Annotated in this window: 31 protein-coding genes; all 31 read left to right on the forward strand. The window is 53.4% G+C overall.

The features are described 5' to 3' along the window. Nucleotides 1-8: 8 nt before the first annotated feature. The 31 genes from rpoC (at nucleotide 9) to rpsM (ending at nucleotide 22,250) form a co-directional block, all read left to right on the forward strand. Nucleotides 9-4,238: a DNA-directed RNA polymerase subunit beta' gene (gene rpoC / locus R5L00_RS11215; protein ID WP_107694803.1), complete on the forward strand. Its 4,230-nt coding sequence runs from the start codon at nucleotides 9-11 to the stop codon at nucleotides 4,236-4,238. Between the two features lie 25 nt (nucleotides 4,239-4,263). Then, nucleotides 4,264-5,679 (forward strand): aspartate aminotransferase family protein, encoded by a 1,416-nt coding sequence (locus R5L00_RS11220; protein WP_317651738.1) that lies wholly within the window; start codon nucleotides 4,264-4,266, stop codon nucleotides 5,677-5,679. A gap of 263 nt (nucleotides 5,680-5,942) precedes the next feature. Then, nucleotides 5,943-6,314 carry a 30S ribosomal protein S12 gene (rpsL, locus tag R5L00_RS11225; protein WP_091139078.1) on the forward strand — a complete coding sequence of 124 codons (372 nt, stop codon included), beginning with the start codon at nucleotides 5,943-5,945 and terminating at the stop codon, nucleotides 6,312-6,314. 87 nt (nucleotides 6,315-6,401) lie between these two features. Then, complete coding sequence (gene rpsG / locus R5L00_RS11230) at nucleotides 6,402-6,872, forward strand: 30S ribosomal protein S7 (RefSeq protein WP_107694801.1); 471 nt, start codon at nucleotides 6,402-6,404, stop codon at nucleotides 6,870-6,872. Nucleotides 6,873-6,989: 117 nt separating this feature from the next. Beyond that, nucleotides 6,990-9,080: an elongation factor G gene (gene fusA / locus R5L00_RS11235; RefSeq protein WP_317651741.1), complete on the forward strand. Its 2,091-nt coding sequence runs from the start codon at nucleotides 6,990-6,992 to the stop codon at nucleotides 9,078-9,080. A 23-nt stretch (nucleotides 9,081-9,103) separates the two neighbouring features. Further along, complete coding sequence (tuf, locus tag R5L00_RS11240) at nucleotides 9,104-10,294, forward strand: elongation factor Tu (RefSeq protein ID WP_107694799.1); 1,191 nt, start codon at nucleotides 9,104-9,106, stop codon at nucleotides 10,292-10,294. 95 nt (nucleotides 10,295-10,389) lie between these two features. Next, nucleotides 10,390-10,698, forward strand: a complete 309-nt coding sequence (gene rpsJ, locus R5L00_RS11245; protein WP_004180980.1) for a 30S ribosomal protein S10 — start codon at nucleotides 10,390-10,392, stop codon at nucleotides 10,696-10,698. A gap of 117 nt (nucleotides 10,699-10,815) precedes the next feature. Continuing rightward, entirely contained in the window at nucleotides 10,816-11,529 is a 714-nt protein-coding gene (gene rplC / locus R5L00_RS11250) for a 50S ribosomal protein L3 (RefSeq protein WP_317651746.1), read from the forward strand. Beyond that, nucleotides 11,529-12,149 carry a 50S ribosomal protein L4 gene (gene rplD / locus R5L00_RS11255; protein ID WP_107694797.1) on the forward strand — a complete coding sequence of 207 codons (621 nt, stop codon included), beginning with the start codon at nucleotides 11,529-11,531 and terminating at the stop codon, nucleotides 12,147-12,149. Before rplC ends, rplD begins: the two co-directional genes overlap by 1 nt. After that, complete coding sequence (rplW, locus tag R5L00_RS11260) at nucleotides 12,146-12,481, forward strand: 50S ribosomal protein L23 (RefSeq protein ID WP_317651748.1); 336 nt, start codon at nucleotides 12,146-12,148, stop codon at nucleotides 12,479-12,481. Before rplD ends, rplW begins: the two co-directional genes overlap by 4 nt. Continuing rightward, complete coding sequence (rplB, locus tag R5L00_RS11265; RefSeq protein ID WP_317651750.1) at nucleotides 12,481-13,314, forward strand: 50S ribosomal protein L2; 834 nt, start codon at nucleotides 12,481-12,483, stop codon at nucleotides 13,312-13,314. Before rplW ends, rplB begins: the two co-directional genes overlap by 1 nt. Nucleotides 13,315-13,320: 6 nt before the next feature. Next, nucleotides 13,321-13,608, forward strand: a complete 288-nt coding sequence (gene rpsS / locus R5L00_RS11270) for a 30S ribosomal protein S19 (protein WP_107694794.1) — start codon at nucleotides 13,321-13,323, stop codon at nucleotides 13,606-13,608. A 12-nt stretch (nucleotides 13,609-13,620) separates the two neighbouring features. Next, nucleotides 13,621-13,968, forward strand: a complete 348-nt coding sequence (rplV, locus tag R5L00_RS11275; protein ID WP_091139092.1) for a 50S ribosomal protein L22 — start codon at nucleotides 13,621-13,623, stop codon at nucleotides 13,966-13,968. Nucleotides 13,969-13,983: 15 nt separating this feature from the next. Continuing rightward, complete coding sequence (gene rpsC / locus R5L00_RS11280; RefSeq protein WP_107694793.1) at nucleotides 13,984-14,841, forward strand: 30S ribosomal protein S3; 858 nt, start codon at nucleotides 13,984-13,986, stop codon at nucleotides 14,839-14,841. Further along, on the forward strand, nucleotides 14,825-15,241 hold the full coding sequence (gene rplP / locus R5L00_RS11285) for a 50S ribosomal protein L16 (protein ID WP_091139095.1): 417 nt from the start codon (nucleotides 14,825-14,827) through the stop codon (nucleotides 15,239-15,241). Before rpsC ends, rplP begins: the two co-directional genes overlap by 17 nt. Before the next feature lie 2 nt (nucleotides 15,242-15,243). Then, on the forward strand, nucleotides 15,244-15,444 hold the full coding sequence (rpmC, locus tag R5L00_RS11290; RefSeq protein ID WP_107694792.1) for a 50S ribosomal protein L29: 201 nt from the start codon (nucleotides 15,244-15,246) through the stop codon (nucleotides 15,442-15,444). Further along, nucleotides 15,441-15,707 carry a 30S ribosomal protein S17 gene (rpsQ, locus tag R5L00_RS11295; protein WP_107694791.1) on the forward strand — a complete coding sequence of 89 codons (267 nt, stop codon included), beginning with the start codon at nucleotides 15,441-15,443 and terminating at the stop codon, nucleotides 15,705-15,707. The genes rpmC and rpsQ overlap by 4 nt, the downstream gene beginning before the upstream one ends. Nucleotides 15,708-15,897: 190 nt before the next feature. Then, a complete protein-coding gene (gene rplN, locus R5L00_RS11300; RefSeq protein ID WP_107694789.1) occupies nucleotides 15,898-16,266 on the forward strand; it encodes a 50S ribosomal protein L14 in 369 nt (122 codons plus the stop codon). A 21-nt stretch (nucleotides 16,267-16,287) separates the two neighbouring features. Further along, entirely contained in the window at nucleotides 16,288-16,605 is a 318-nt protein-coding gene (rplX, locus tag R5L00_RS11305) for a 50S ribosomal protein L24 (protein WP_107694788.1), read from the forward strand. Between the two features lie 13 nt (nucleotides 16,606-16,618). After that, nucleotides 16,619-17,158, forward strand: coding sequence for a 50S ribosomal protein L5 (rplE, locus tag R5L00_RS11310; RefSeq protein WP_107694787.1), 540 nt, complete (start codon nucleotides 16,619-16,621; stop codon nucleotides 17,156-17,158). Between the two features lie 7 nt (nucleotides 17,159-17,165). Further along, nucleotides 17,166-17,471 (forward strand): 30S ribosomal protein S14, encoded by a 306-nt coding sequence (rpsN, locus tag R5L00_RS11315; protein WP_107694786.1) that lies wholly within the window; start codon nucleotides 17,166-17,168, stop codon nucleotides 17,469-17,471. Between the two features lie 155 nt (nucleotides 17,472-17,626). Beyond that, on the forward strand, nucleotides 17,627-18,022 hold the full coding sequence (gene rpsH / locus R5L00_RS11320; protein WP_317651759.1) for a 30S ribosomal protein S8: 396 nt from the start codon (nucleotides 17,627-17,629) through the stop codon (nucleotides 18,020-18,022). A gap of 9 nt (nucleotides 18,023-18,031) precedes the next feature. Continuing rightward, nucleotides 18,032-18,565 (forward strand): 50S ribosomal protein L6, encoded by a 534-nt coding sequence (gene rplF, locus R5L00_RS11325; protein WP_317651761.1) that lies wholly within the window; start codon nucleotides 18,032-18,034, stop codon nucleotides 18,563-18,565. Nucleotides 18,566-18,576: 11 nt separating this feature from the next. Further along, nucleotides 18,577-18,933, forward strand: coding sequence for a 50S ribosomal protein L18 (rplR, locus tag R5L00_RS11330; RefSeq protein ID WP_411555563.1), 357 nt, complete (start codon nucleotides 18,577-18,579; stop codon nucleotides 18,931-18,933). Nucleotides 18,934-18,967: 34 nt separating this feature from the next. Beyond that, entirely contained in the window at nucleotides 18,968-19,489 is a 522-nt protein-coding gene (rpsE, locus tag R5L00_RS11335) for a 30S ribosomal protein S5 (RefSeq protein WP_219907538.1), read from the forward strand. Beyond that, the gene (gene rpmD / locus R5L00_RS11340) at nucleotides 19,486-19,674 is read left to right on the forward strand and encodes a 50S ribosomal protein L30 (RefSeq protein ID WP_107694783.1); all 189 of its coding nucleotides are present in this window, start codon (nucleotides 19,486-19,488) and stop codon (nucleotides 19,672-19,674) included. The genes rpsE and rpmD overlap by 4 nt, the downstream gene beginning before the upstream one ends. Next, the gene (rplO, locus tag R5L00_RS11345; RefSeq protein ID WP_317651763.1) at nucleotides 19,675-20,106 is read left to right on the forward strand and encodes a 50S ribosomal protein L15; all 432 of its coding nucleotides are present in this window, start codon (nucleotides 19,675-19,677) and stop codon (nucleotides 20,104-20,106) included. Between the two features lie 17 nt (nucleotides 20,107-20,123). After that, nucleotides 20,124-21,452, forward strand: coding sequence for a preprotein translocase subunit SecY (gene secY, locus R5L00_RS11350; protein WP_107694781.1), 1,329 nt, complete (start codon nucleotides 20,124-20,126; stop codon nucleotides 21,450-21,452). Nucleotides 21,453-21,468: 16 nt separating this feature from the next. Beyond that, nucleotides 21,469-21,687, forward strand: coding sequence for a translation initiation factor IF-1 (infA, locus tag R5L00_RS11355; RefSeq protein WP_004181006.1), 219 nt, complete (start codon nucleotides 21,469-21,471; stop codon nucleotides 21,685-21,687). A 15-nt stretch (nucleotides 21,688-21,702) separates the two neighbouring features. Beyond that, entirely contained in the window at nucleotides 21,703-21,816 is a 114-nt protein-coding gene (gene rpmJ, locus R5L00_RS11360) for a 50S ribosomal protein L36 (RefSeq protein ID WP_074633734.1), read from the forward strand. Nucleotides 21,817-21,869: 53 nt separating this feature from the next. After that, the gene (gene rpsM / locus R5L00_RS11365; RefSeq protein ID WP_317651767.1) at nucleotides 21,870-22,250 is read left to right on the forward strand and encodes a 30S ribosomal protein S13; all 381 of its coding nucleotides are present in this window, start codon (nucleotides 21,870-21,872) and stop codon (nucleotides 22,248-22,250) included. Nucleotides 22,251-22,295 lie beyond the last annotated feature (45 nt).

Below are 22,295 nucleotides of genomic sequence, written 5' to 3' on the forward strand. Positions count from 1 at the left end.
AGTGACAAATGAAAGCACTGCTTGATTTATTCAAACAGGTTACACAGAAAGAAGAGTTCGATTCGATCAAGATCGGTCTGGCCTCTCCTGAAAAAATACGTTCCTGGTCTTATGGCGAAGTGAAGAAGCCGGAAACGATCAATTACCGTACCTTCAAACCTGAACGGGACGGCTTGTTCTGCGCAAAAATCTTCGGCCCGGTTAAGGATTATGAATGCCTGTGCGGAAAATATAAACGGCTGAAGCATCGTGGCGTGATTTGTGAAAAATGCGGCGTTGAAGTCACGCTGTCGAAGGTTCGGCGCGAGCGCATGGGGCACATTGAGCTCGCCTCACCGGTCGCCCACATCTGGTTTTTGAAATCGTTGCCGTCACGCCTGGGCATGGTGCTGGATATGACCTTGCGTGATATTGAACGTGTCCTTTATTTTGAAGCTTACGTCGTAACGGATCCCGGCATGACGCCGCTCCTTCGATGCCAGTTGCTGACGGATGATGACTATCGCGCTAAAACGGAAGAATACGGCGATGATTTCCGTGCCAGCATGGGAGCCGAAGGTATCCGCGACTTGTTGAGCAACCTGAACATCCGGGTCGAAATCGACAATCTACGGCGTGAGATGGGCACCACGGGTTCCGAAACAAAAATGAAAAAGATCGCCAAGCGCCTTAAGGTGCTGGAGGCGTTTAATAAGTCGGGGATCAAGCCGGAGTGGATGGTATTGGCCGTACTACCGGTACTTCCACCCGAGTTGCGACCCCTGGTTCCGCTCGATGGCGGACGCTTCGCCACTTCTGATTTGAATGATTTATATCGCCGCGTCATCAACCGGAACAACCGGCTGAAGCGGTTGCTTGAGCTGAAAGCCCCTGAAATCATCGTGCGCAACGAGAAGCGCATGCTGCAGGAAGCAGTGGATTCCTTGCTGGACAATGGCCGTCGTGGAAAAGCCATGACGGGTGCAAACAAACGGCCCCTCAAGTCGCTTGCCGACATGATCAAAGGCAAAGGCGGGCGGTTTCGCCAAAATCTATTGGGGAAACGGGTCGACTATTCCGGACGGTCGGTGATTGTGGTGGGCCCGCAGCTTAAACTGCATCAGTGCGGCTTGCCAAAGAAAATGGCGCTGGAGTTATTCAAGCCGTTTATTTTCAACAAACTCGAAATAATGGGTATCGCCAGCACCATCAAGGCAGCCAAGCGCGAAGTCGAAAATGAAACCCCCGTGGTTTGGGACATCCTTGAGGATGTCATTCGCGAACATCCGGTGATGCTGAACCGGGCTCCGACACTGCACCGGCTGGGCATTCAGGCATTTGAACCGGTTCTGATCGAAGGCAAGGCGATTCAGCTGCATCCGCTGGTATGCGCGGCATTCAATGCCGACTTCGACGGTGATCAGATGGCAGTGCATGTGCCGTTGTCGCTCGAGGCGCAAATGGAGTGCCGGACGCTCATGATGTCCACCAATAATGTGTTGTCGCCCGCGAACGGAGAGCCGATTATTGTTCCTTCGCAGGACATTGTTCTGGGGCTTTATTACACAACGCGCGAAAAGATCAACGCTCGCGGCGAGGGGCTGATGTTTGCCAACATTAGCGAGGTTTCCCGGGCTTATGAAAGCCGCGTAATCGAGCTGAATGCGAAAATTACGGTAAGAATCAAGGAATATGACGTGGACGCCGAGGGCGAACGCAGTGAAAAAATCACGCGATACGAAACGACGGTAGGGCGCGCGCTGCTATCCGAGATTCTTCCCGCCGGATTACCTTTTCCGCTAATAAATAAGGTGCTTAAGAAAAAGGAAATTTCCAGACTCATTAATGCCAGTTTCCGACGTTGCGGATTACGCGAGACCGTGATTTTTGCTGACAAGCTGATGTACGCCGGCTTCACCTATGCGACTCGTGCAGGCATTTCCATCTGCCTGGACGATATGCTCACGCCGGTACAGAAGAACGAGATTATTGGAGCATCTGAGAAGGAAGTGCAGGAAATCGAGATGCAATACACTTCCGGCCTGGTTACTCAAGGTGAGCGTTACAACAAAGTTGTGGATATCTGGGGCCGCGCGGGCGACCAGGTAGCGAAGGCCATGATGGATCAACTGGGCGTCGAGCCGATACTTGACCCCGTAACTGGAGAAGTTGCGAAGGACAAGAAAGGCAAAGCATTGACACAGGAATCGTTTAACTCGATTTACATGATGGCAGACTCGGGCGCCCGCGGCTCGGCCGCACAAATTCGTCAATTGGCCGGGATGCGCGGTCTCATGGCAAAACCCGACGGGTCTATCATCGAAACCCCCATCACGGCAAATTTCCGCGAGGGCCTGAACGTGCTGCAGTACTTTATCTCCACTCACGGAGCGCGGAAAGGGCTGGCCGATACGGCACTGAAAACTGCCAACTCAGGCTACCTGACGCGTCGTCTGGTCGATGTGACCCAAGATCTGGTGGTGACACAGGACGATTGCGGTACGAGTAATGGCGTCCTGATGAAGGCCCTGGTTGAAGGCGGAGAGGTGATTGAGGCGCTGCGCGAACGCATACTTGGACGCGTAGTGGCGAGCGATATCGTTAATCCGGAGCACCAGGAAGTTATCTATGAAGCTGGAGTTCTACTCGATGAATATGCCGTCGATTCCATTGAAGCGCTAGGAATAGACGAAGTGAAGGTGCGTACGCCGCTTACCTGCGAAACGCGTTATGGTCTGTGCGCCAAGTGTTACGGGCGTGACCTGGGACGCGGTACGCCGGTAAACGTGGGCGAAGCCGTGGGGGTGATAGCGGCTCAGTCCATCGGTGAACCGGGAACCCAGTTGACCATGCGTACGTTCCATATTGGTGGCGCGGCCTCCAGAACGGCGGTAGCAAGCCAGGTCGAGAGCAAGTCCAATGGTATCGTGCATTATTCTCCTACCATGCGCTATGTCACCAATGCCCGTAACGAATTGGTCGCCATTTCCCGCAGCGGTGAGGTCGTAATACATGACGACAACGGCCGCGAACGCGAACGTCATAAGGCGCCTTATGGCGCCACGTTACTGATACGTGACGGTGAGGTTGTCAAGGCAGGGCAGATACTGGCTGCCTGGGATCCGCATACTCGCCCCATCATTACGGAATATGCCGGCAGGATCCGCTTTGAGAACGTGGAAGAAGGCGTGACCGTAGCGAAGCAAATTGATGAGGTTACCGGTTTGTCCACGCTTGTCGTGATCGATCCAAAAAGGCGTGGCGTGGCGCAAACGAAGGGCCTGCGTCCTTTGGTAAAACTGCTGGATGACGAGGGTAAGGAAGTGCGGCTCGCAGGAAGCAACCTGTCCGTCAATATTACGTTCCAAATTGGTTCGATTATTACGGTTCGGGACGGGCAGCAGGTGAGCGTCGGGGAAGTACTGGCGCGTATTCCTCAGGAGAGTTCGAAAACACGTGACATCACGGGTGGCTTACCTCGTGTTGCGGAATTGTTTGAAGCCCGTTCTCCGAAGGACGCGGGTGTGCTGGCCGAGGTTACCGGGATCGTGTCGTTCGGCAAGGATACCAAAGGTAAGCAACGGCTCGTGATCACCGATCTGGATGGTGTTTCGCATGAGTATCTTATTCCCAAGGACAAGCACGTCACGGCACATGACGGTCAGGTTGTTAATAAGGGTGAGAGCATCGTCGATGGGCCGGCCGATCCGCACGATATTCTGCGTTTATTGGGAGTGGAAGCGCTTGCACGCTACATAACTGACGAGGTTCAGGATGTATACCGCCTGCAAGGTGTCAAGATTAACGACAAGCACATTGAGGTAATCGTGCGGCAGATGTTGCGCCGCGTCCAAATCGTGGATCCGGGCGATACCCGGTTCATTCCTGGTGAGCAGGTTGAACGCGCTGACTTGTTAGCCGAAAACGAACTGGTCCTGGCGGAGGAGAAGACGCCTGCTACGTACGAGTTTATGCTGCTGGGTATTACCAAAGCATCGCTGTCGACGGACTCTTTCATTTCGGCAGCCTCGTTCCAGGAAACCACGCGTGTACTGACCGAAGCGGCGATAATGGGCAAGAAGGACGACCTGCGCGGCCTCAAGGAAAATGTTATTGTCGGGCGGCTTATTCCCGCAGGGACTGGCTTGGCTTTCCACACTACCCGAAAAAAACAGAGATTGCTATTAAACGCCGGCGAGACGCCCGTCGTCGGCCAGGAAGATGCGGGGGAAACGCGAAACAGTGGATATGCGATCTGAGGCACCCATCGGGGTTATCTGAATCATGCCAATTGATATCAACGCCATAATTGCCGAGGGTCGTGGGAAGAACTTCGAGCTCTACGAAGACCATGTTAATCCGGTGTTCGTCAAAGTTCTGCGCATGCTCGGTTTCAATCGCACCTGGGTTCGGGGCGAAGGCCCTTATCTTTGGGACGATACCGGTACGCGTTACCTAGATTTTCTCACCAACTGGGGTGTGTTCAATTTTGGCCGTCGTCATCCCGCTATTCGCCAGGCATTGCAGCAAGTGCTGGATTCTGATTTTCCGGGTTGGGTGGGTTTCGACGCTCCGCCACTTGCGGCCGCATTGGCTCGTGAATTAGTAAATCGCATGACGCCCGGCCTGGATACTGTTTATTTCAGCAACTCTGGTACCGAAGCTATCGAGGCAGCGATCAAGTTCGCCCGGGCATATACCGGTCGGCCCTCCACTGCTCATCTTGCAAAAGCTTTCCATGGTCTCACGATGGGCGCGCTATCCTTAAACGGAGAGGCCAGTTTCCGTCGCGGATTCGAGCCCATGCTGCCAGGCAGTTCAGAGGTGAAGCTTGGTGATCTGGATGGTCTGGAGGCGCGTCTGAGGCTAGGCGATGTCGCAGCCTTCGTTTTTGAGCCAATCCAGGGTAAAGGTGTAAATATAGCAAGTGAAGAGTATCTCCTCGGCGCCCAGGAACTCTGCCGGAAATACGGCACGTTAATGATCTGCGATGAAGTTCAATCGGGAATGGGACGGACGGGACGTTTCCTCGCCAGCCAGTGGATAGAAGGCTTTCGCCCCGACATGATCTGCTTGTCGAAAGCGCTTTCGGGGGGCTATATCCCCGTCGGCGCAACCATAACACGGCGTGCGGTTTATGACAGCGTTTACGACAGTATGCACCGGGCGATTGTTCATGCTTCCACCTTTGGTATGGGCAATATGGCGATGGCAGCGGGATTGGCCTCGCTTAGTGTTCTTGACGATGAGAAATTGCCCGAGCGGGCCATTGAACTCGGTGCTCGATTCCGCAATGGTATCGAGGCAATGGTGCCGCGCTTCGAATTTCTGAAAGGGGTTCGTCAACGTGGCCTTATGATCGCGATAGAATTTGGTCAGCCTGAATCGATGTCGCTGAGAGCAGCTTGGGCAATGGTCAACAAGATGGATGAGAATCTTTTCGCGCAGGCTATTGTTCTCCCACTTCTGGACGATCATCATATCCTCACGCAGGTAGCCGGCCACGCGATGCCGATCGTAAAAATTCTTCCCCCCCTGAATATCAGCGAATCCGATGTGGATTGGTTCCTGGAAGCGCTTGAGGATGTGATGATAAAACTTCACAAGTTTCCGGGGCCAGCTTGGGAGGTACTAAAGAAGCTGGGTAACCACGCACTTACGTCGAAGCGCCGCGAGGGCCGGGTCACAACCGCCTCCTAAGTGGGTTTTATTCCACAGCAAAGACGTGTTACTGCGTGATGGGTAAGGTCGTGCCACCCGCGCGCCCGAGCCGCTTTCTGGTTGGATTAGCTTCTGGCGGTCGGCCCGGCGCAAGGACTCGGCTTGACACAACCGATAAAACCCCATAAAATTCGCTGTTTTTCAGCTCGTCCCTAATTAATAAAACGGGGCGCGGCGAATACCTGGATATTCACATCGCCAGCGGGATGCCTGAATCGCATACCTGGTTTTTAGGAAATAAGATGCCGACAATCAGTCAGTTAGTCCGTAAGCCGCGCGCGGCAAAACGAGTAAAGAGCAAGGTTCCGGCGCTGGGAAACAGTCCGCAGAAGCGGGGTGTTTGCACCCGTGTTTATACGACCACGCCGAAGAAACCGAATTCGGCTTTGCGCAAAGTCGCGCGGGTGCGCCTGACGAACGGTTTCGAGGTATCCAGTTATATCGGCGGGGAAGGGCATAATCTGCAGGAGCACTCTGTGGTGCTCATCCGCGGTGGTCGGGTAAAAGACTTGCCGGGTGTCCGCTACCATACGGTTCGCGGCAGCCTGGATACTGCGGGGGTAAAAGATCGAAAGCAGGCCCGTTCCAAGTACGGTGCAAAAAGGCCCAAATAGGCCTAACCGCAGTTTAAGCGCTCCGCGCTGCCTAAGATGTGCCGAATGTTTGTTACTTAAGCTAAATAATTACGCCAAGGTCAGAGAATGCCAAGACGGAGAGAAGTCCCAAAACGCGAAATTTTGCCCGACCCGAAGTACCATAACACCGAGGTGGCGAAATTCGTCAATGTACTGATGACACGTGGCAAAAAGTCGGTAGCCGAACGGATCATCTATGGTGCCATGACGCAGATTCAGAAGAAGACGGGTAAGGATCCGGTAGACGTGTTTACACAAGCGCTGTCCAATGTTCGGCCCATGGTGGAAGTAAAAAGCCGACGCGTGGGCGGAGCCAACTATCAGGTTCCGGTAGAGGTGCGATCTATTCGTCGGAATGCGCTCGCGATGCGCTGGCTTCGGGATGCCGCACGCAAAAGATCCGAGAAATCGATGGGGGCGCGTCTTGCAGGCGAACTGGCGGAGGCGGCAGAAGGCCGCGGCGGTGCGGTCAAAAAGCGCGAGGAAGTGCATCGTATGGCGGAAGCCAATAAGGCGTTTGCACATTACCGGTTCTGATTGCAATCATCGGGTCCGTTATCTCGGATTCCCGACTATCGGCCCGACTGAAGAGCCGTAACTAGTTTTCGTCCGGGTTTCCAACTGGGACGGCACAAATTTTAAGGTTTAGAGACTGTGGCGAGAAAAACACCTATCGAACGTTACCGAAATATCGGCGTGATGGCGCACATAGACGCCGGAAAAACCACGACCACGGAACGAATACTATTCTATACCGGGGTTTCGCATAAGCTCGGCGAAGTCCACGACGGTGCGGCTACGATGGACTGGATGGAACAGGAGCAGGAGCGTGGCATTACGATTACTTCTGCTGCAACGACCTGTTTTTGGAAAGGGATGGAAAATAACTATCCCGATCATCGTATCAACATTATTGATACACCGGGCCACGTTGACTTTACCATTGAGGTAGAGCGCTCGCTGCGAGTTCTCGACGGGGCCTGTACAGTATTCTGTGCGGTCGGCGGGGTCCAGCCCCAGACAGAAACGGTATGGCGGCAGGCGAACAAATACAAGGTTCCACGCCTTGCTTTCGTCAACAAGATGGACCGTGCCGGCGCTAATTTCATGCGGGTCTATGAGCAGATTCAAACTCGCCTGAAAGCGCATCCAGTGCCTGTGCAATTACCTATCGGTGCAGAAGATAAGTTTGAGGGCGTGGTAGATCTGGTCAAAATGAAGGCCATCTATTGGGATGAGACCAGTCAGGGGATGAAATTCGAGGAGCGCGACGTACCGGCTGATATGGTGGACGACGCGAAATCCTGGCGGGAGAAAATGGTTGAAACCGCGGCTGAAGCGAACGAAGAGCTGATGGACAAATACCTTGAAGAAAGTGATTTGTCGGTCGCCGATATCAAAAAAGGGTTGCGCATTCGTACGCTTGCTAACGAGGTCGTGCCGATGCTTTGCGGGTCCGCATTCAAGAATAAAGGTGTCCAGGCAATGCTGGATGCCGTGCTCGACTACTTGCCCTCTCCCGTGGATATTCAGGCGATTAATGGCGAGAAGGAGAATGGAGAGCATGCCGAGCGCCATGCCAACGACGAAGAACCGTTCGCGGGATTGGCATTCAAGATTGCCACGGATCCCTACGTTGGCCAATTGATCTTTTTCCGCGTGTACTCCGGCGTGGTGACGTCAGGCGACACAGTCTACAACCCTATTAAGGGGCGGAAAGAACGGATTGGCCGCTTGCTGCAGATGCACGCCAATCAACGCGAAGAGATCAAGGAAGTTCGGGCTGGCGATATCGCGGCTGCAGTCGGGCTGAAGGAAGCTGTTACCGGGGATACGCTGTGCGATCCGAGCGACATAATCACCCTGGAGCGCATGATTTTTCCCGAACCTGTCATTCACGTTGCGGTAGAGCCAAAAACCAAGGTTGATCAGGAAAAAATGGGTATCGCGCTCAATCGCCTGGCTCAGGAAGACCCTTCTTTTCGCGTACGTACAGACGAGGAGTCCGGGCAGACCATTATTTCTGGTATGGGCGAACTTCATCTTGAGATTATCGTCGATCGGATGAAGCGGGAGTTTGGTGTGGAAGCCAATGTGGGTGCGCCGCAAGTGGCCTATCGCGAAGCGATCAAGAAGCTGACGGAGGTCGAGGGCAAGTTTATCAAGCAGTCGGGTGGACGCGGGCAGTATGGTCACGTCTGGCTCAAGATGGAACCGAACGAGGCGGGCAAAGGTTTCGAGTTTGTCGATGCCATCAAGGGCGGAACCGTGCCGCGTGAGTATATCCCGGCTGTGGAGAAAGGCTTGGTTGAGACTCTCCCCAACGGGGTGCTTGCGGGGTTTCCGGTTGTTGATGTCAAGGTGACGCTGTTTGACGGCTCCTATCATGATGTAGATTCCAATGAGAATGCCTTCAAGATGGCGGCCTCCATTGCGTTCAAGGATGGGATGCGGAAGGCCAATCCGGTTCTGTTGGAGCCGATGATGGCGGTGGAGGTGGAAACGCCGGCGGACTTTATGGGTAATGTCGTGGGGGATCTGTCTTCTCGTCGCGGCATGATCCAGGGCATGGATGACTTGCCCGGGCTCAAGGTGATACGCGCAGAAGTTCCATTGGCGGAAATGTTCGGCTACGCGACTTCACTACGTTCCGCGACTCAGGGACGTGCGACATACACCATGGAATTCAAGCATTATTCCGAAGCGCCAAAAAATGTAGCGGAAGCAATTATCAACAAGAAATAGTCGTCATCAAGTAGAGGATCATCATGGCAAAGAGCAAATTTGAGCGGACGAAGCCGCACGTGAACGTTGGGACGATTGGTCATGTGGATCATGGGAAGACCACATTGACGGCGGCGATCACGATGGTATTGGCGAAGAAGTTTGGAGGCGAGGCGAAGAGTTACGCGCAGATTGACTCGGCGCCGGAGGAGAAGGCACGGGGGATCACGATCAACACGGCACACGTTGAGTATGAGACCACGGCCCGGCATTACGCGCACGTTGATTGTCCGGGTCACGCGGACTACGTGAAGAACATGATCACCGGGGCAGCGCAGATGGACGGGGCGATCCTGGTGGTTTCTGCTGCGGATGGGCCGATGCCGCAGACGCGGGAGCACATACTGCTTGCGCGCCAGGTTGGAGTTCCCTACATCGTGGTGTACATGAACAAAGCGGACATGGTGGACGATGCCGAGCTTCTGGAACTGGTGGAGATGGAAGTTCGCGAACTGCTGTCCAAATACAATTTTCCCGGGGATGACACACCGATCGTGATTGGGTCTGCGCTGAAGGCGCTGGAAGGCGATCAGAGCGACATAGGCGAGCCGTCGATATTCAAGTTGGCGGATGCGCTGGACAGCTACATACCTGAGCCGGTACGTGCGGTGGATGGTGCCTTTCTGATGCCGGTGGAAGACGTATTCTCGATATCCGGGCGTGGCACGGTTGTGACGGGGCGGATTGAGCGCGGCGTAATCAAGGTGGGGGAAGAAATCGAGATCGTAGGCCTGAGGCCCACGATCAAGACCGTATGCACCGGAGTTGAAATGTTTAGGAAGCTGCTCGACCAGGGGCAGGCGGGTGACAACGTTGGCGTATTGCTGCGTGGCACCAAGCGCGAGGAAGTCGAGCGCGGCCAGGTTCTGGCCAAGCCGGGCAGCATCACGCCACACACGAAGTTTAGCGCCGAGATATACGTACTGAGCAAAGAAGAAGGTGGGCGTCATACCCCGTTTTTCCAGGGCTACCGGCCGCAATTCTACTTTCGCACCACTGATGTGACGGGTGCGATTGAACTGCCTGCGGGGACCGAGATGGTCATGCCTGGCGACAACGTATCGGTGACGGTGAACCTGATTGCCCCGATTGCGATGGAAGAAGGCCTGCGTTTTGCCATTCGCGAGGGCGGCAGAACAGTTGGCGCAGGCGTGGTGGCAAAGGTTATTGAATAACAACAGGATCAAGGATAGGATTTAAGATTTTGTGCCAAGTGGCATCAAAATCGTCAATTCGGAATCCGAATCCTCAACCTGAGGTTTTATTGATTATGCAAAGCCAGAAAATTCGTATTCGCCTTAAAGCGTTTGATTATAGGTTGATAGACAAGTCAGCCATGGAGATCGTCGAAACAGCCAAACGTACGGGCGCGGTTGTTAAGGGCCCGGTGCCCTTGCCGACGCGCATCGAGCGGTTCGATGTGCTTCGCTCGCCTCATGTTAACAAGACCTCTCGGGATCAATTCGAGATTCGAACCCATCTGCGGCTGATGGATATCATGGACCCCACCGATAAGACGGTGGACGCGCTGATGAAACTCGATCTCCCCGCTGGCGTGGATGTAGAAATAAAATTGTAGGTCATCCAGGTGGCGCGTCGTTGTGCATGTTGTGGCGAATGACGCAGGCTGCCTGATCAAAAATAGTGCAAATTGCCGGTCAATTGAAATCGGCACCTTTTAATAAGGGTAACTAAAATGAGTTTAGGACTCGTCGGCCGCAAGGTCGGCATGACCCGTATTTTCACCGATGACGGCGATAGCCAGCCGGTAACGGTTCTTGACGTATCTAACAATCGTGTCACCCAAATAAAAACGCCCGCCAAGGACGGCTACTCCGCCATACAGGTGACCTTCGGCAAGCGACGCGCCATTCGCGTTAATAAGCCGTCAGCAGGGCATTTCGCCAAGGCGGCGGTAGAAGCGGGGCATGTGCTCAAGGAGTTTCGCGTCAGCCAGGAAGTGCTCGACAGCCTTAAACCAGGTGCAGTTGTCGGTCTTGAGCTTTTTCAGGTCGGACAGAAGGTGGACGTCACCGGAACATCGATCGGCAAGGGCTATGCGGGGGTGATCAAGCGGCACGGCTTTTCCTCGAACCGGGCCAGTCACGGGAATTCGAAGTCGCATAATGTTCCAGGTTCCATTGGTATGGCGCAGGATCCGGGCCGTGTGTTCCCCGGCAAGCGCATGTCCGGGCATCTGGGTAATGTGCAGCGCACCACGCAGAACCTGGAGGTGCTGCGCGTCGACACGGACCGTGGCCTGCTGCTGATCAAGGGTGCAATTCCGGGCTCGAGAGGTGGTGATGTAGTGGTGCAGCCGAGCGTCAAGGTGAGCAGAACGGGTGCGAAGCCCGCAGTTGGTGGCGATAGTAAGACAGCGGCAAAAGGCGGTAAGAGGGCGGGGGTATAATGGAACTTAAATTAATAGACGATAAGGGCCAGTCAGCTACGAGCGTTTCCGCTCCGGATGCGTTATTCGCACGGGAATATAACGAAGCTCTTGTGCATCAGCTGGTTACCGCCTATCTCGCCAATGCGCGTAGCGCAAACCGTGCCCAGAAGGGGCGTTCGGACGTCGCGAAAACGACCCGCAAGCCCTGGCGGCAAAAGGGCACAGGGCGGGCGCGTGCGGGGATGGCTTCCAGCCCGTTATGGCGGGGAGGTGGAAAAACGTTTCCGAACAGCCCGGAAGAAAATTTCAGCCACAAGGTCAACCGTAAGATGTATAGGGCCGGAATTGGCGCCATTCTGTCTCAGCTCGTCCGTGAGGACCGCCTCTCGGTGGTGGAAAACTTCGTGGTCGAGGGGCCGAAGACCAAAGCACTGGCGCAAAAACTGAAAGACATGGGGCTCGCCGAGGTGATGATTATCACTGATGACCTCGACGAGAATCTCTACCTTTCATCGCGCAATCTGCCATTGGTAAAGATAGTGGAAGCGGGTCACGCCGATCCGGTAAGTCTCATGCGTTTTGCGAAAGTTCTGGTCACTCGTGGCGCTTTGACGAAAATGGAGGAGATGCTTGTATGAATGCGCAAACTTTTAATGCTGAACGCCTGTTGCAGGTGATAATTGCGCCCCAGGTATCGGAAAAGGCTACGTATATAGCCGAGAAACACAATCACGTCATATTTCGGGTTGCGCAGGACGCTACCAAGTCCGAGATTAAAGCAGCTATCGAGCTGATATGGAAGCCACAAAACATTCAAGTTAAAAGCGTGCAGATAGCCAACGTCAAGGGTAAGCAAAAGCGCTTTGGCCGTTTTATCGGGCGTCGCAGCAATTGGAAGAAAGCCTATGTCAGCATTCAGTCTGATCAGGAAATAAACTTTTCTGATATCGCACAAGGAGAAGTCAAGTAATGGCACTGGTTAAAGTCAAACCAACCTCTCCCGGTCGTCGTGCAGTCGTTAAAGTTGTCAGTCGCGACTTGCATAAGGGCGCGCCATACGCCAGACTGGTTGAAAAACAGAACCACTCGGCTGGGCGCAATAATAACGGGCAAATTACCACTCGTCACATGGGTGGTGGTCATAAACAACACTATCGCATTGTTGATTTTCGGCGGAACAAGGATGGTGTCGTTGCGAAGGTAGAGCGGCTGGAATACGACCCGAATAGGAGCGCGCGTCTGGCGCTTCTTTGCTACGCCGACGGCGAGCGTCGCTACATTATCGCGCCCAACGGAGTTAGTGCTGGTACGCAATTGATGAGCGGGGCGGACGCTCCAATCAAGAATGGAAATGCGTTGCCGTTGCGCAACATTCCTGTGGGCAGCACGATTCATTGCGTGGAGATGATGCCGGGCAAGGGGGCGCAACTGGCGCGTTCTGCTGGAACATCGGTACAACTCCTCGCGCGGGAGGGGGACTACGCGCAGTTGCGTTTGCGCTCCGGCGAGATCCGAAAAGTACATGTGAACTGCCGCGCCACGATAGGCGAGGTTGGAAACGAGGAACATAATCTACGGTCCATCGGAAAAGCGGGGGCTCAGCGTTGGCGCGGTATCCGGCCAACGGTTCGCGGGGTTGTCATGAACCCCGTAGACCACCCCCATGGTGGTGGAGAAGGCAAAACTGCCGCGGGACGCCATCCGGTAAGCCCGTGGGGAACACCCGCGAAGGGTTTTCGCACCCGGGCCAACAAACGTACGGATGGGATGATCGTACGGCGTCGTTATTCAAATAAAGGGTAATGGATCATGCCACGTTCTGTAAAAAAGGGCCCGTTTGTCGACTTGCACTTGATTGCCAAGGTGGAGGCTGCGCGGGCTACAAACGATAAACGCCCCATCAAAACCTGGTCGCGTCGCTCGACGGTGCTGCCGGATTTTATCGGTCTGACGATTGCCATTCATAACGGGAAACAGCACATCCCTGTCTATGTTACCGAGAACATGGTGGGGCATAAGCTTGGGGAATTTTCCCATACCCGTACTTTCAAGGGGCACTCAGGCGACAGGAAAGCTGTAGCTGGGCCGAGGAAATAGGAATATCCGAATATGCAAACAACAGCTATATTGCGCGGGGTCCGGTTATCGGAGCAGAAAGGCCGCCTGGTGGCCGACCAGATTCGGGGGCTGCCTGTCGATCGGGCGCTGAACCTGCTGGCGTTCAGTCCAAAAAAAGCCGCCGTCATCATTCGTAAACTGCTCGAATCCGCCATTGCCAATGCGGAGCATAATGATGGCGCGGACATAGACGAATTGAAGGTATCAACGATATACGTCGATCGGGGAACGTCCATGATGCGTACCAGCGCTCGGGCCAAGGGCCGGGGTAATCGGATCGTCAAGCCGACGTGTCACATCCATCTTACTGTTGGCGACAAAGCCGGCAAGAAAAAGTAAAGGGCGTACCAAAATATGGGACAAAAAATAAATCCGACAGGTTTTCGACTTTCAGTATTAAAAAACTGGACATCGAAATGGTACGCCAATAGTAAAAATTTCCCGGGGATGCTGAACGAGGATATTAAGGTCCGGGCATACCTGAAAAAGAAATTGGCGCATGCATCAGTTGGCCGTGTAATCATTGAACGGCCCTCCAAGAATGCTCGAATCACTATCTATAGTTCGCGGCCAGGGGTGGTAATAGGAAAAAAGGGCGAGGATATCGAGGTTCTGCGTGGAGCGTTGCAAAAGCTCATGGGTGTCCCAGTACACGTGAATATTGAAGAGATCCGCAAACCGGAAATCGATGCGCAACTGATAGCCGACAATATTGCGCAGCAGTTAGAAAAACGCATTATGTTCCGTCGTGCCATGAAGCGAGCGATGCAGAATGCCATGCGTCTGGGTGCCCAAGGGATTAAAATCATGAGCTCCGGTCGCTTGAATGGCATCGAAATCGCGCGCACAGAATGGTACCGGGAAGGACGTGTGCCGCTCCATACGTTGCGCGCTGATCTCGATTATGGCGTGTCTGAAGCGAAGACGACTTACGGCGTGATAGGCATCAAGGTGTGGGTGTTCAAGGGCGAGGTGATAGGTCGGGGCGACCAGCCGGCAGGCGTATCCCTACAAACACCACCCCCGGGGGGAGAACCAGAAAGCAAACGACCGGCGCGCAAACCCGGGGTAAGGACCGATTCCAGGGGTGACGCCAAACCCGGCGAAAGAAAAGCGCAGCGGAAGACGGAACCTGGAGTTGAGGAGGCCGGCGCCAAGCCGGCAATTAAAAAGATAGTGAAGCCAGGAGCGAACGATGCAGCAGCCAGCTAGAACGAAATACCGCAAGCAGCAAAAAGGGCGCAACAAGGGGGTTGCGACGCGCGGTGCCAAAGTCAGTTTTGGTGAGTACGGGCTCAAGGCGGTCGGTCGTGGTCGCTTGACCGCGCGGCAGATTGAAGCTGCACGCCGCGCAATGACACGGCACATAAAACGTGGTGGACGTATCTGGATTCGTATATTCCCCGACAAGCCGATCTCCCATAAGCCTGCTGAGGTGCGGATGGGTAACGGAAAGGGTAACCCGGAATACTTTGTGGCGGAGATCCAGCCGGGAAAAATGTTGTATGAAATGGACGGCGTTGATGAAGTGCTGGCGAGACAGGCATTCCGCCTCGCTGCCGCCAAGCTGCCGATCCAGACTACATTTGTTATTCGACAAGTAGGCGCTTAATCATGAAATCGAAGGCCAAGGAATTAAGGACCAAGAACGCAGTGGAACTACAATCCGAAGTATTGGAGCTCGTGAGGGCAAAATTTAGTCTGCGCATGCAGCACGCGACCCAGCAGCTGGGTAACACAACGCAGTTGCGGAACATCCGTCGGGATATTGCGCGGGCAAAAACTATTCTCGGTGAGAAGGTGAAACAGTCATGAGTGAGACCAGTCTAAACCGTATTCTGAGCGGCAAAGTGGTTAGCGATAAAATGAACAAGACTATTACGGTTCTGGTCGAGCGTAAGGTTAAGCATCCGCTTTACGGGAAAATTATCGTGCGCTCTAAAAAATATCACGTCCATGACGAAAACAATGAGTTTCATGAGGGCGATACAGTAACAATAGAAGAATGTCGGCCTTATTCGAAAACCAAAGCCTGGCGAGTGGTCAAGTCGTTGGATGAAGCTGAGCAGGTTAGTTGATCCGTGGCAGAATCAGGCGAAAAAATTGTGACTTGTTTTTCTGCTCAGGCTGCCATATAATTTCACGTTTTTGTTTCTGGCCGTTAATTTTCCCGCAGCCTGCTAGTTCTTGCTGCATCACAACCCGAACGGGTTCCAATACTATCCATGCGCTGTTTCGGCTGGAAAAGTTGGAGAGAGTGAGTAAATAATGATTCAAATGCAATCTATCCTCCAGGTAGCCGATAACACGGGCGCGCGTTCAATCATGTGCATAAAGGTATTGGGCGGCTCCAAACGCCGTTACGCTGGTATCGGTGATGTTATAAAGGTTAGTGTGAAGGATGTGGCGCCACGGGGGCGTGTAAAAAAGGGCGAAGTATACAATGCCGTGGTGGTGAGAACCTCAAAAGGGGTTCGTCGCGCAGATGGCTCGTTGATCAAGTTCGACAACAATGCTGCAGTACTGCTGAATGCCAAGCTGGAGCCTATCGGTACACGTATTTTTGGACCTGTAACGCGTGAATTACGGAACGCACGCTTCATGAAAATTGTTTCGCTTGCGCCAGAAGTTTTGTAAGCGCGCGTCAGGGGAGTCAGTATGCGAAAGATAAAGAAAGGTGATGATGTAATTGTCATCACCGGCAGGGACAAGGGTAAACGGGGTACCGTGTTGCGCGTGGTTGATGCGGACTTGGTGGTGGTCGAGGGAGCCAATAAGGTCAAGAAGCACCAGCGGCCGGATCCGAGTAAAGGAACGACTGGTGGAATCGTCGAGATGGAAATGCCCTTACAGGTTTCAAACATAGCGATTTACAATCCGGCCACGCAGAAAGCCGACCGGATAGGATTTAGGGTCGTGGAAGGCAAAGGCAAAGTCCGCTATTTTAAATCCAACGGCGAACTGCTTGACGCCTGAGAAGGGAAAACATATGGCTCGTTTACAAGAATTCTATCGCAACACCGTGGTGAATCAGTTGATGCAACAGTTCGCCTACAAATCGGTTATGGAAGTGCCGCGTATCAGCAAAATAACGCTGAATATGGGCGTCGGTGAAGCAGTGGCCGATAAAAAGATTATGGATAACGCCGTCGGCGATATGCAAAAAATTGCCGGTCAAAAGCCTGTCGTAACGAAGGCAAAGAAATCTATCGCGACGTTCAAGGTGCGGGACGGTTATCCGGTAGGCTGTATGGTGACATTGCGTCGCGTGCGCATGTACGAATTTCTGGATCGGTTGGTTAATGTGGCGATTCCGCGTGTTCGTGATTTTCGGGGTATTTCCGGCAAGGCGTTTGATGGCCGGGGAAATTATAATATGGGTATCAAGGAGCAGATCATTTTCCCGGAAATCGAATATGACAAAATTGATGCACTGCGCGGAATGAATATTACGATTACAACCACGGCGAAAACGGATGCAGAGGCTAAGGCATTACTCGCGGCATTTAAATTTCCATTTAAAAATTGAGAATAGCATGGCGAAAGTAGCTGTAATCAACCGTGATTTGAAGCGCCGCGAAACGGTCAAAAAATATGCGGCGCGACGTGCCGAATTACTGGCAATTATCAATGATGCTAGTCTCGGGGATGAGGATCGGCATTCCGCCCGGATCAAGCTGCAGATGTTACCGAGGGATTCCAGTCCGGTACGACTTCGCAATCGCTGCTCTTTGACGGGTCGCCCTCGCGGCGTCTACAGCAAATTTGGGCTCGGTCGTGGCAAGCTTCGTGACATAGCCATGAGCGGAGAAATTCCGGGCGTGATCAAGGCGAGTTGGTGAACCCATCATCTTGTTTTCATGGGGCGTTTGAATGGGCGATGACAAACGAGACTCAATCGTATTTAAGAGAGCAGGTCCAATATGGTTAACGTAGGTTTTCTCGGAAATGGCTTATTGACCTGCTCCGGAATTTGGATTTCCAGAGGTATCCTTAGATGAGTATGAGTGACCCTATCGCGGATATGTTGACGCGTATTCGTAACGCGCAGCTTTCTGAAAAAACATCCGTTGTGATGCCGGCTTCCAAACTTAAAGCGGCTATCGCTCAAGTATTGAAGGATGAAGGTTATGTCGAGGATTTCGCCGTTCACGACTCGAACGGAAAGCCGGTACTGGATATCAGCCTCAAGTATTATGCTGGTCGTCCGGTGATCGAGAAAATCGAGCGGGTTAGCCGCCCCGGTTTGAGAATCTACAAAGCCAGCGACAAGCTTCCTAGCGTCATGAATGGTCTTGGCGTGGCGATCGTTTCAACCTCCCAAGGGGTGATGACCGAACGTAAAGCACGCGCCAGCGGGGTAGGCGGCGAAGTGTTATGTATAGTGGCCTAAGGAAAAAACATGTCTCGAGTAGGTAAAAATCCTGTGCCAGTGCCTGGGAATGTAGAGGTAGCATTGTCAACGAACGAAGTGTCGGTTAAGGGACCGTTGGGCACGTTGCGGCACGATCTTGTTTCGGATATCCGTGTTGAACGCGAAGGCGACAGTTTATTAATCAAGCCCTCGAACGCTTCGAAGCAGGCAAACGCAATGTCCGGAACGATGCGCGCGCTTCTGGCCAATATGGTTAAAGGAGTTACCAGCGGTTTCGAGAAAAAGTTGACGCTGGTGGGTGTGGGTTATCGCGCCCAGGCTGCGGGCGATGTTCTTAACCTGACATTGGGATTCTCTCATCCTGTTGCCCATAAGATGCCGGAAGGTGTAAAGGTTGAGACGCCGACTCAAACGGAGATTGTCATCAAGGGGATAGATAAGCAGCAGGTGGGTCAGGTAGCTGCCGACGTACGCGCTTATCGCAAGCCTGAACCTTATAAGGGGAAAGGCGTACGTTATGCAGACGAAAAGATTGTGTTGAAGGAAACCAAGAAGAAATAATTAGGGTATATATGCTGAAATCAACAAAATCCCGCTTGCGGCGTGCTCGTCAAACCCGCGCCAAGATCGCCGAATTAAAAGTAGTGCGTTTGGCGGTGCATCGCAGCAACTGTCACATTTATGCGCAGCTGATAGATGGTGCTGGCGGAACTGTGCTCACTAGCGCTTCGACTTTGGAACCGGAGCTCCGGAAGGAATTGCCCAATGGCGGTACCATTGGGGCGGCAGCGGCAGTCGGCAAAAGAGTTGCGGAAAAGGCCAAAAGCTTGGGCATCGAGACGGTTGCATTCGACCGTTCGGGTTTCAAATATCACGGGCGCGTGAAGGCACTGGCCGAGGCTGCTCGCGAGCATGGCCTCAAATTCTAAGTGAGGAAAGATAATGGCTAAGATGCAGGGACGAATGCAGGGGAAAGTACCCCAGGGCGATGATCGTGGCGATGGCCTCAAGGAAAAAATGGTGGCGATCAATCGGGTCACCAAGGTGGTGAAGGGGGGGCGCATACTCGGATTCGCGGCGTTAACCGTGGTTGGGAATGGGGATGGCGGCGTGGGCATGGGTAAAGGTAAATCCCGTGAAGTTCCCGTTGCGGTACAAAAGGCCATGGATGAAGCGCGACGCAAGATGATCAAGGTGAGCCTCAAGAACGGAACATTGCACCATCCCGTAATCGGCAGGCACGGTGCTGCTACAGTGTATATGCAACCCGCTTCCGAAGGTACCGGCATCATTGCAGGTGGCCCCATGCGAGCAATATTCGAAGTGATGGGCGTGCACAACATTCTGGCGAAGTGTATCGGTTCAACGAATCCCTATAATGTTGTGCGTGCAACCCTGAACGGGTTAAAAGATATGAACACTCCCTCGGAAATTGCGGCCAAGCGAGGCAAGAGCGTCGAAGATATCCTTGGATTGGTAAAATGAACGATAACGGGAAGAAGATCAGGGTCACCCTGATCAAAAGCCTAATCGGCACTAAACGAACGCATAGGGCAACGGTGCGCGGGTTGGGGCTTCGTGGGATCAATAGCAGCGTGGAGTTGGAAGATACTCCCGCCGTGCGAGGGATGATCAATCATGTTTATTACCTCGTAAAAAGTGAGGCCTAAATGCAGCTGAATTCGATTAAACCTGCGGCAGGAGCGAAACAGGAAAGAAGGCGCGTAGGCCGCGGCATTGGCTCTGGTTTCGGTAAGACGGCGGGGCGTGGTCACAAGGGACAGAAGTCCCGGGCCGGCGGATTCCATAAGGTGGGTTTCGAAGGCGGACAAATGCCTCTGCAGCGCCGCTTGCCGAAGCGGGGTTTTGTTTCGCTTACCAGGAAAGGCGGGATGGAAGTGCGGTTGTCGGCGCTGAGCCGGGTATCGGACGAGACCATCGATATGCTGATATTGAAGCAGGCGGGAATCATCCCGAATTCTGCCGCTACCGCGAAAGTGATACTTTCGGGGAAGATCGAACGCGCGGTCAAGTTACGGGGCATTGCTGTCAGCAAGGGCGCCAGGGCGGCGATTGAAGCGGTGGGCGGCAGTGTTGAATAAGCTCAAGAGGAGATAGATTGGCCGCTAGCGATTCCCTGCGGGGGCTCTCCGGGAAGCTTGGAGACTTGAAACGTCGGTTATGGTTCTTGCTGTTCGCGTTGATCGTCTACCGCATCGGTGCGCATGTTCCGGTACCCGGCATTGATCCGGTGGTGCTGAAAGACTTGTTTGAGTCTCAGCAAGGCGGCATCCTCGGGATGTTTAATATGTTTTCCGGGGGCGCGCTTTCGCGTTTTTCGATTTTTGCGCTCGGAATCATGCCCTATATTTCTGCATCCATCATTATGCAGTTGGGGACGGTGGCGTTCCCTTACCTGGAGGCGCTCAAGAAGGAGGGTGAATCCGGGCGCCGGAAAATAACTCAGTACACCCGGTACGGCACGCTGGGATTGGCGTTGGTGCAGGGCTATGGTATTTCCATTGCGTTGCAATCCCAAGCCGGATTGGTGATCGAGCCTGGCCCGATGTTCCTGTTGACAACGGTGATCACGCTGGTTACCGGTACGATATTTCTGATGTGGCTAGGCGAACAGATTACCGAGCGGGGTATTGGCAACGGTATTTCTCTCATTATATTCGCTGGAATTGCGGCCGGGCTGCCAAGTGCGATCGGCGGTACCCTCGAACTAGTTCGGACCGGGGCGATGCATTTTCTGGTGGCATTGGGCATTTTTCTGGCTGCAACAGTTGTAACGGGCTTTGTCGTCTTCGTCGAACGTGGCCAGCGCAAGATACTGGTCAACTATGCGAAACGGCAAGTCGGGCGGAAAGTCTATGGCGGTCAAAGCTCCCATCTTCCATTGAAGCTTAATATGGCTGGGGTGATTCCGCCGATCTTCGCTTCGAGCATCATTCTGTTCCCGGCGACGTTGGCAGGCTGGTTTTCCAGTGGGGAATCCATGAGCTGGCTGAAGGATATCAGCGGTGCGTTATCTCCGGGACAGCCCGTGTACGTGATGCTGTACGCGGCGATGATCGTATTTTTCTGTTTCTTTTATACCGCTTTGGTATTTAATCCCAAGGAAACGGCGGAGAATCTGAAAAAAAGCGGCGCTTTCATACCGGGGATTCGCCCAGGTGATCAAACCGCCCGGTATATCGAGCGGATTATGTTAAGACTTACCCTGGCTGGCGCGATTTATGTAACCCTCGTATGCTTGTTGCCCGAGTTTCTGATCTTGAAATGGAACGTGCCGTTTTATTTCGGCGGTACTTCTCTATTGATTATTGTCGTGGTAACGATGGATTTCATGGCGCAAGTACAGGCTTACATCATGTCGCATCAATACGAGAGCCTTTTGAAGAAAACAAACTTCAAAGGCGGTGGCGGGTTACCGGCAAGATAGTTCGTCTAAGGATAGGATGGCTAAGGAAGAAACGATTCAAATGCAAGGCGAGATACTGGAGACGTTGCCTAATGCGACGTTCCGGGTCAAGTTAGAGAATGGGCACGTCGTGCTGGGCCATATTTCCGGAAAGATGCGCATGCATTACATTCGCATTTTACCGGGTGACAAGGTGACAGTGGATTTGACGCCCTACGATTTAAGTAGAGCGCGCATCACATTCCGCGCGAAATAGCGGGAAGGAGAGTACATGAAAGTGTTGGCATCAGTAAAAAAGATTTGCCGCAATTGTAAAATCATTCGGCGCAATCGTGTCGTGCGTGTAATTTGCACGGATCCGAGGCACAAGCAGCGGCAGGGTTAGTCGGAAAGCGCCGTCTGGATGCTATAATCTAAAATTTTTCGTAGGAAAAGTGTATGGCCCGTATTGCTGGAGTAAATATCCCGAATCATCAGCATGCCGAAATCGCATTGACGTCCATTTACGGCATTGGTCGCACCAGGGCGCGCGAGATTTGTGCGGCGGCCGGGATTGCTTCCTCCACCAAGATCAAAGATGTGACCGACGCCCAGATGGATAAGCTCCGGGATCAAGTCGCAAAATTTGCGGTCGAAGGTGACCTTCGGCGTGAAGTCTCAATGAACATCAAAAGGCTAATGGACCTCGGCTGCTATCGTGGATTGCGTCACCGGCGCGGCTTGCCGGTGAGGGGTCAACGTACCCGGACAAATGCAAGGACGCGAAAGGGTCCAAGGAAAGCAGTGCGTGCCTCCAGCGGAAAAGCAGCGGGAAAATGATAGAAATGCTCGTAGCTAACTGAACAGCAGGTCAAAGGATAAATT

Source organism: Nitrosospira sp. Is2, assembly GCF_033095785.1.
Classification (GTDB): domain Bacteria; phylum Pseudomonadota; class Gammaproteobacteria; order Burkholderiales; family Nitrosomonadaceae; genus Nitrosospira.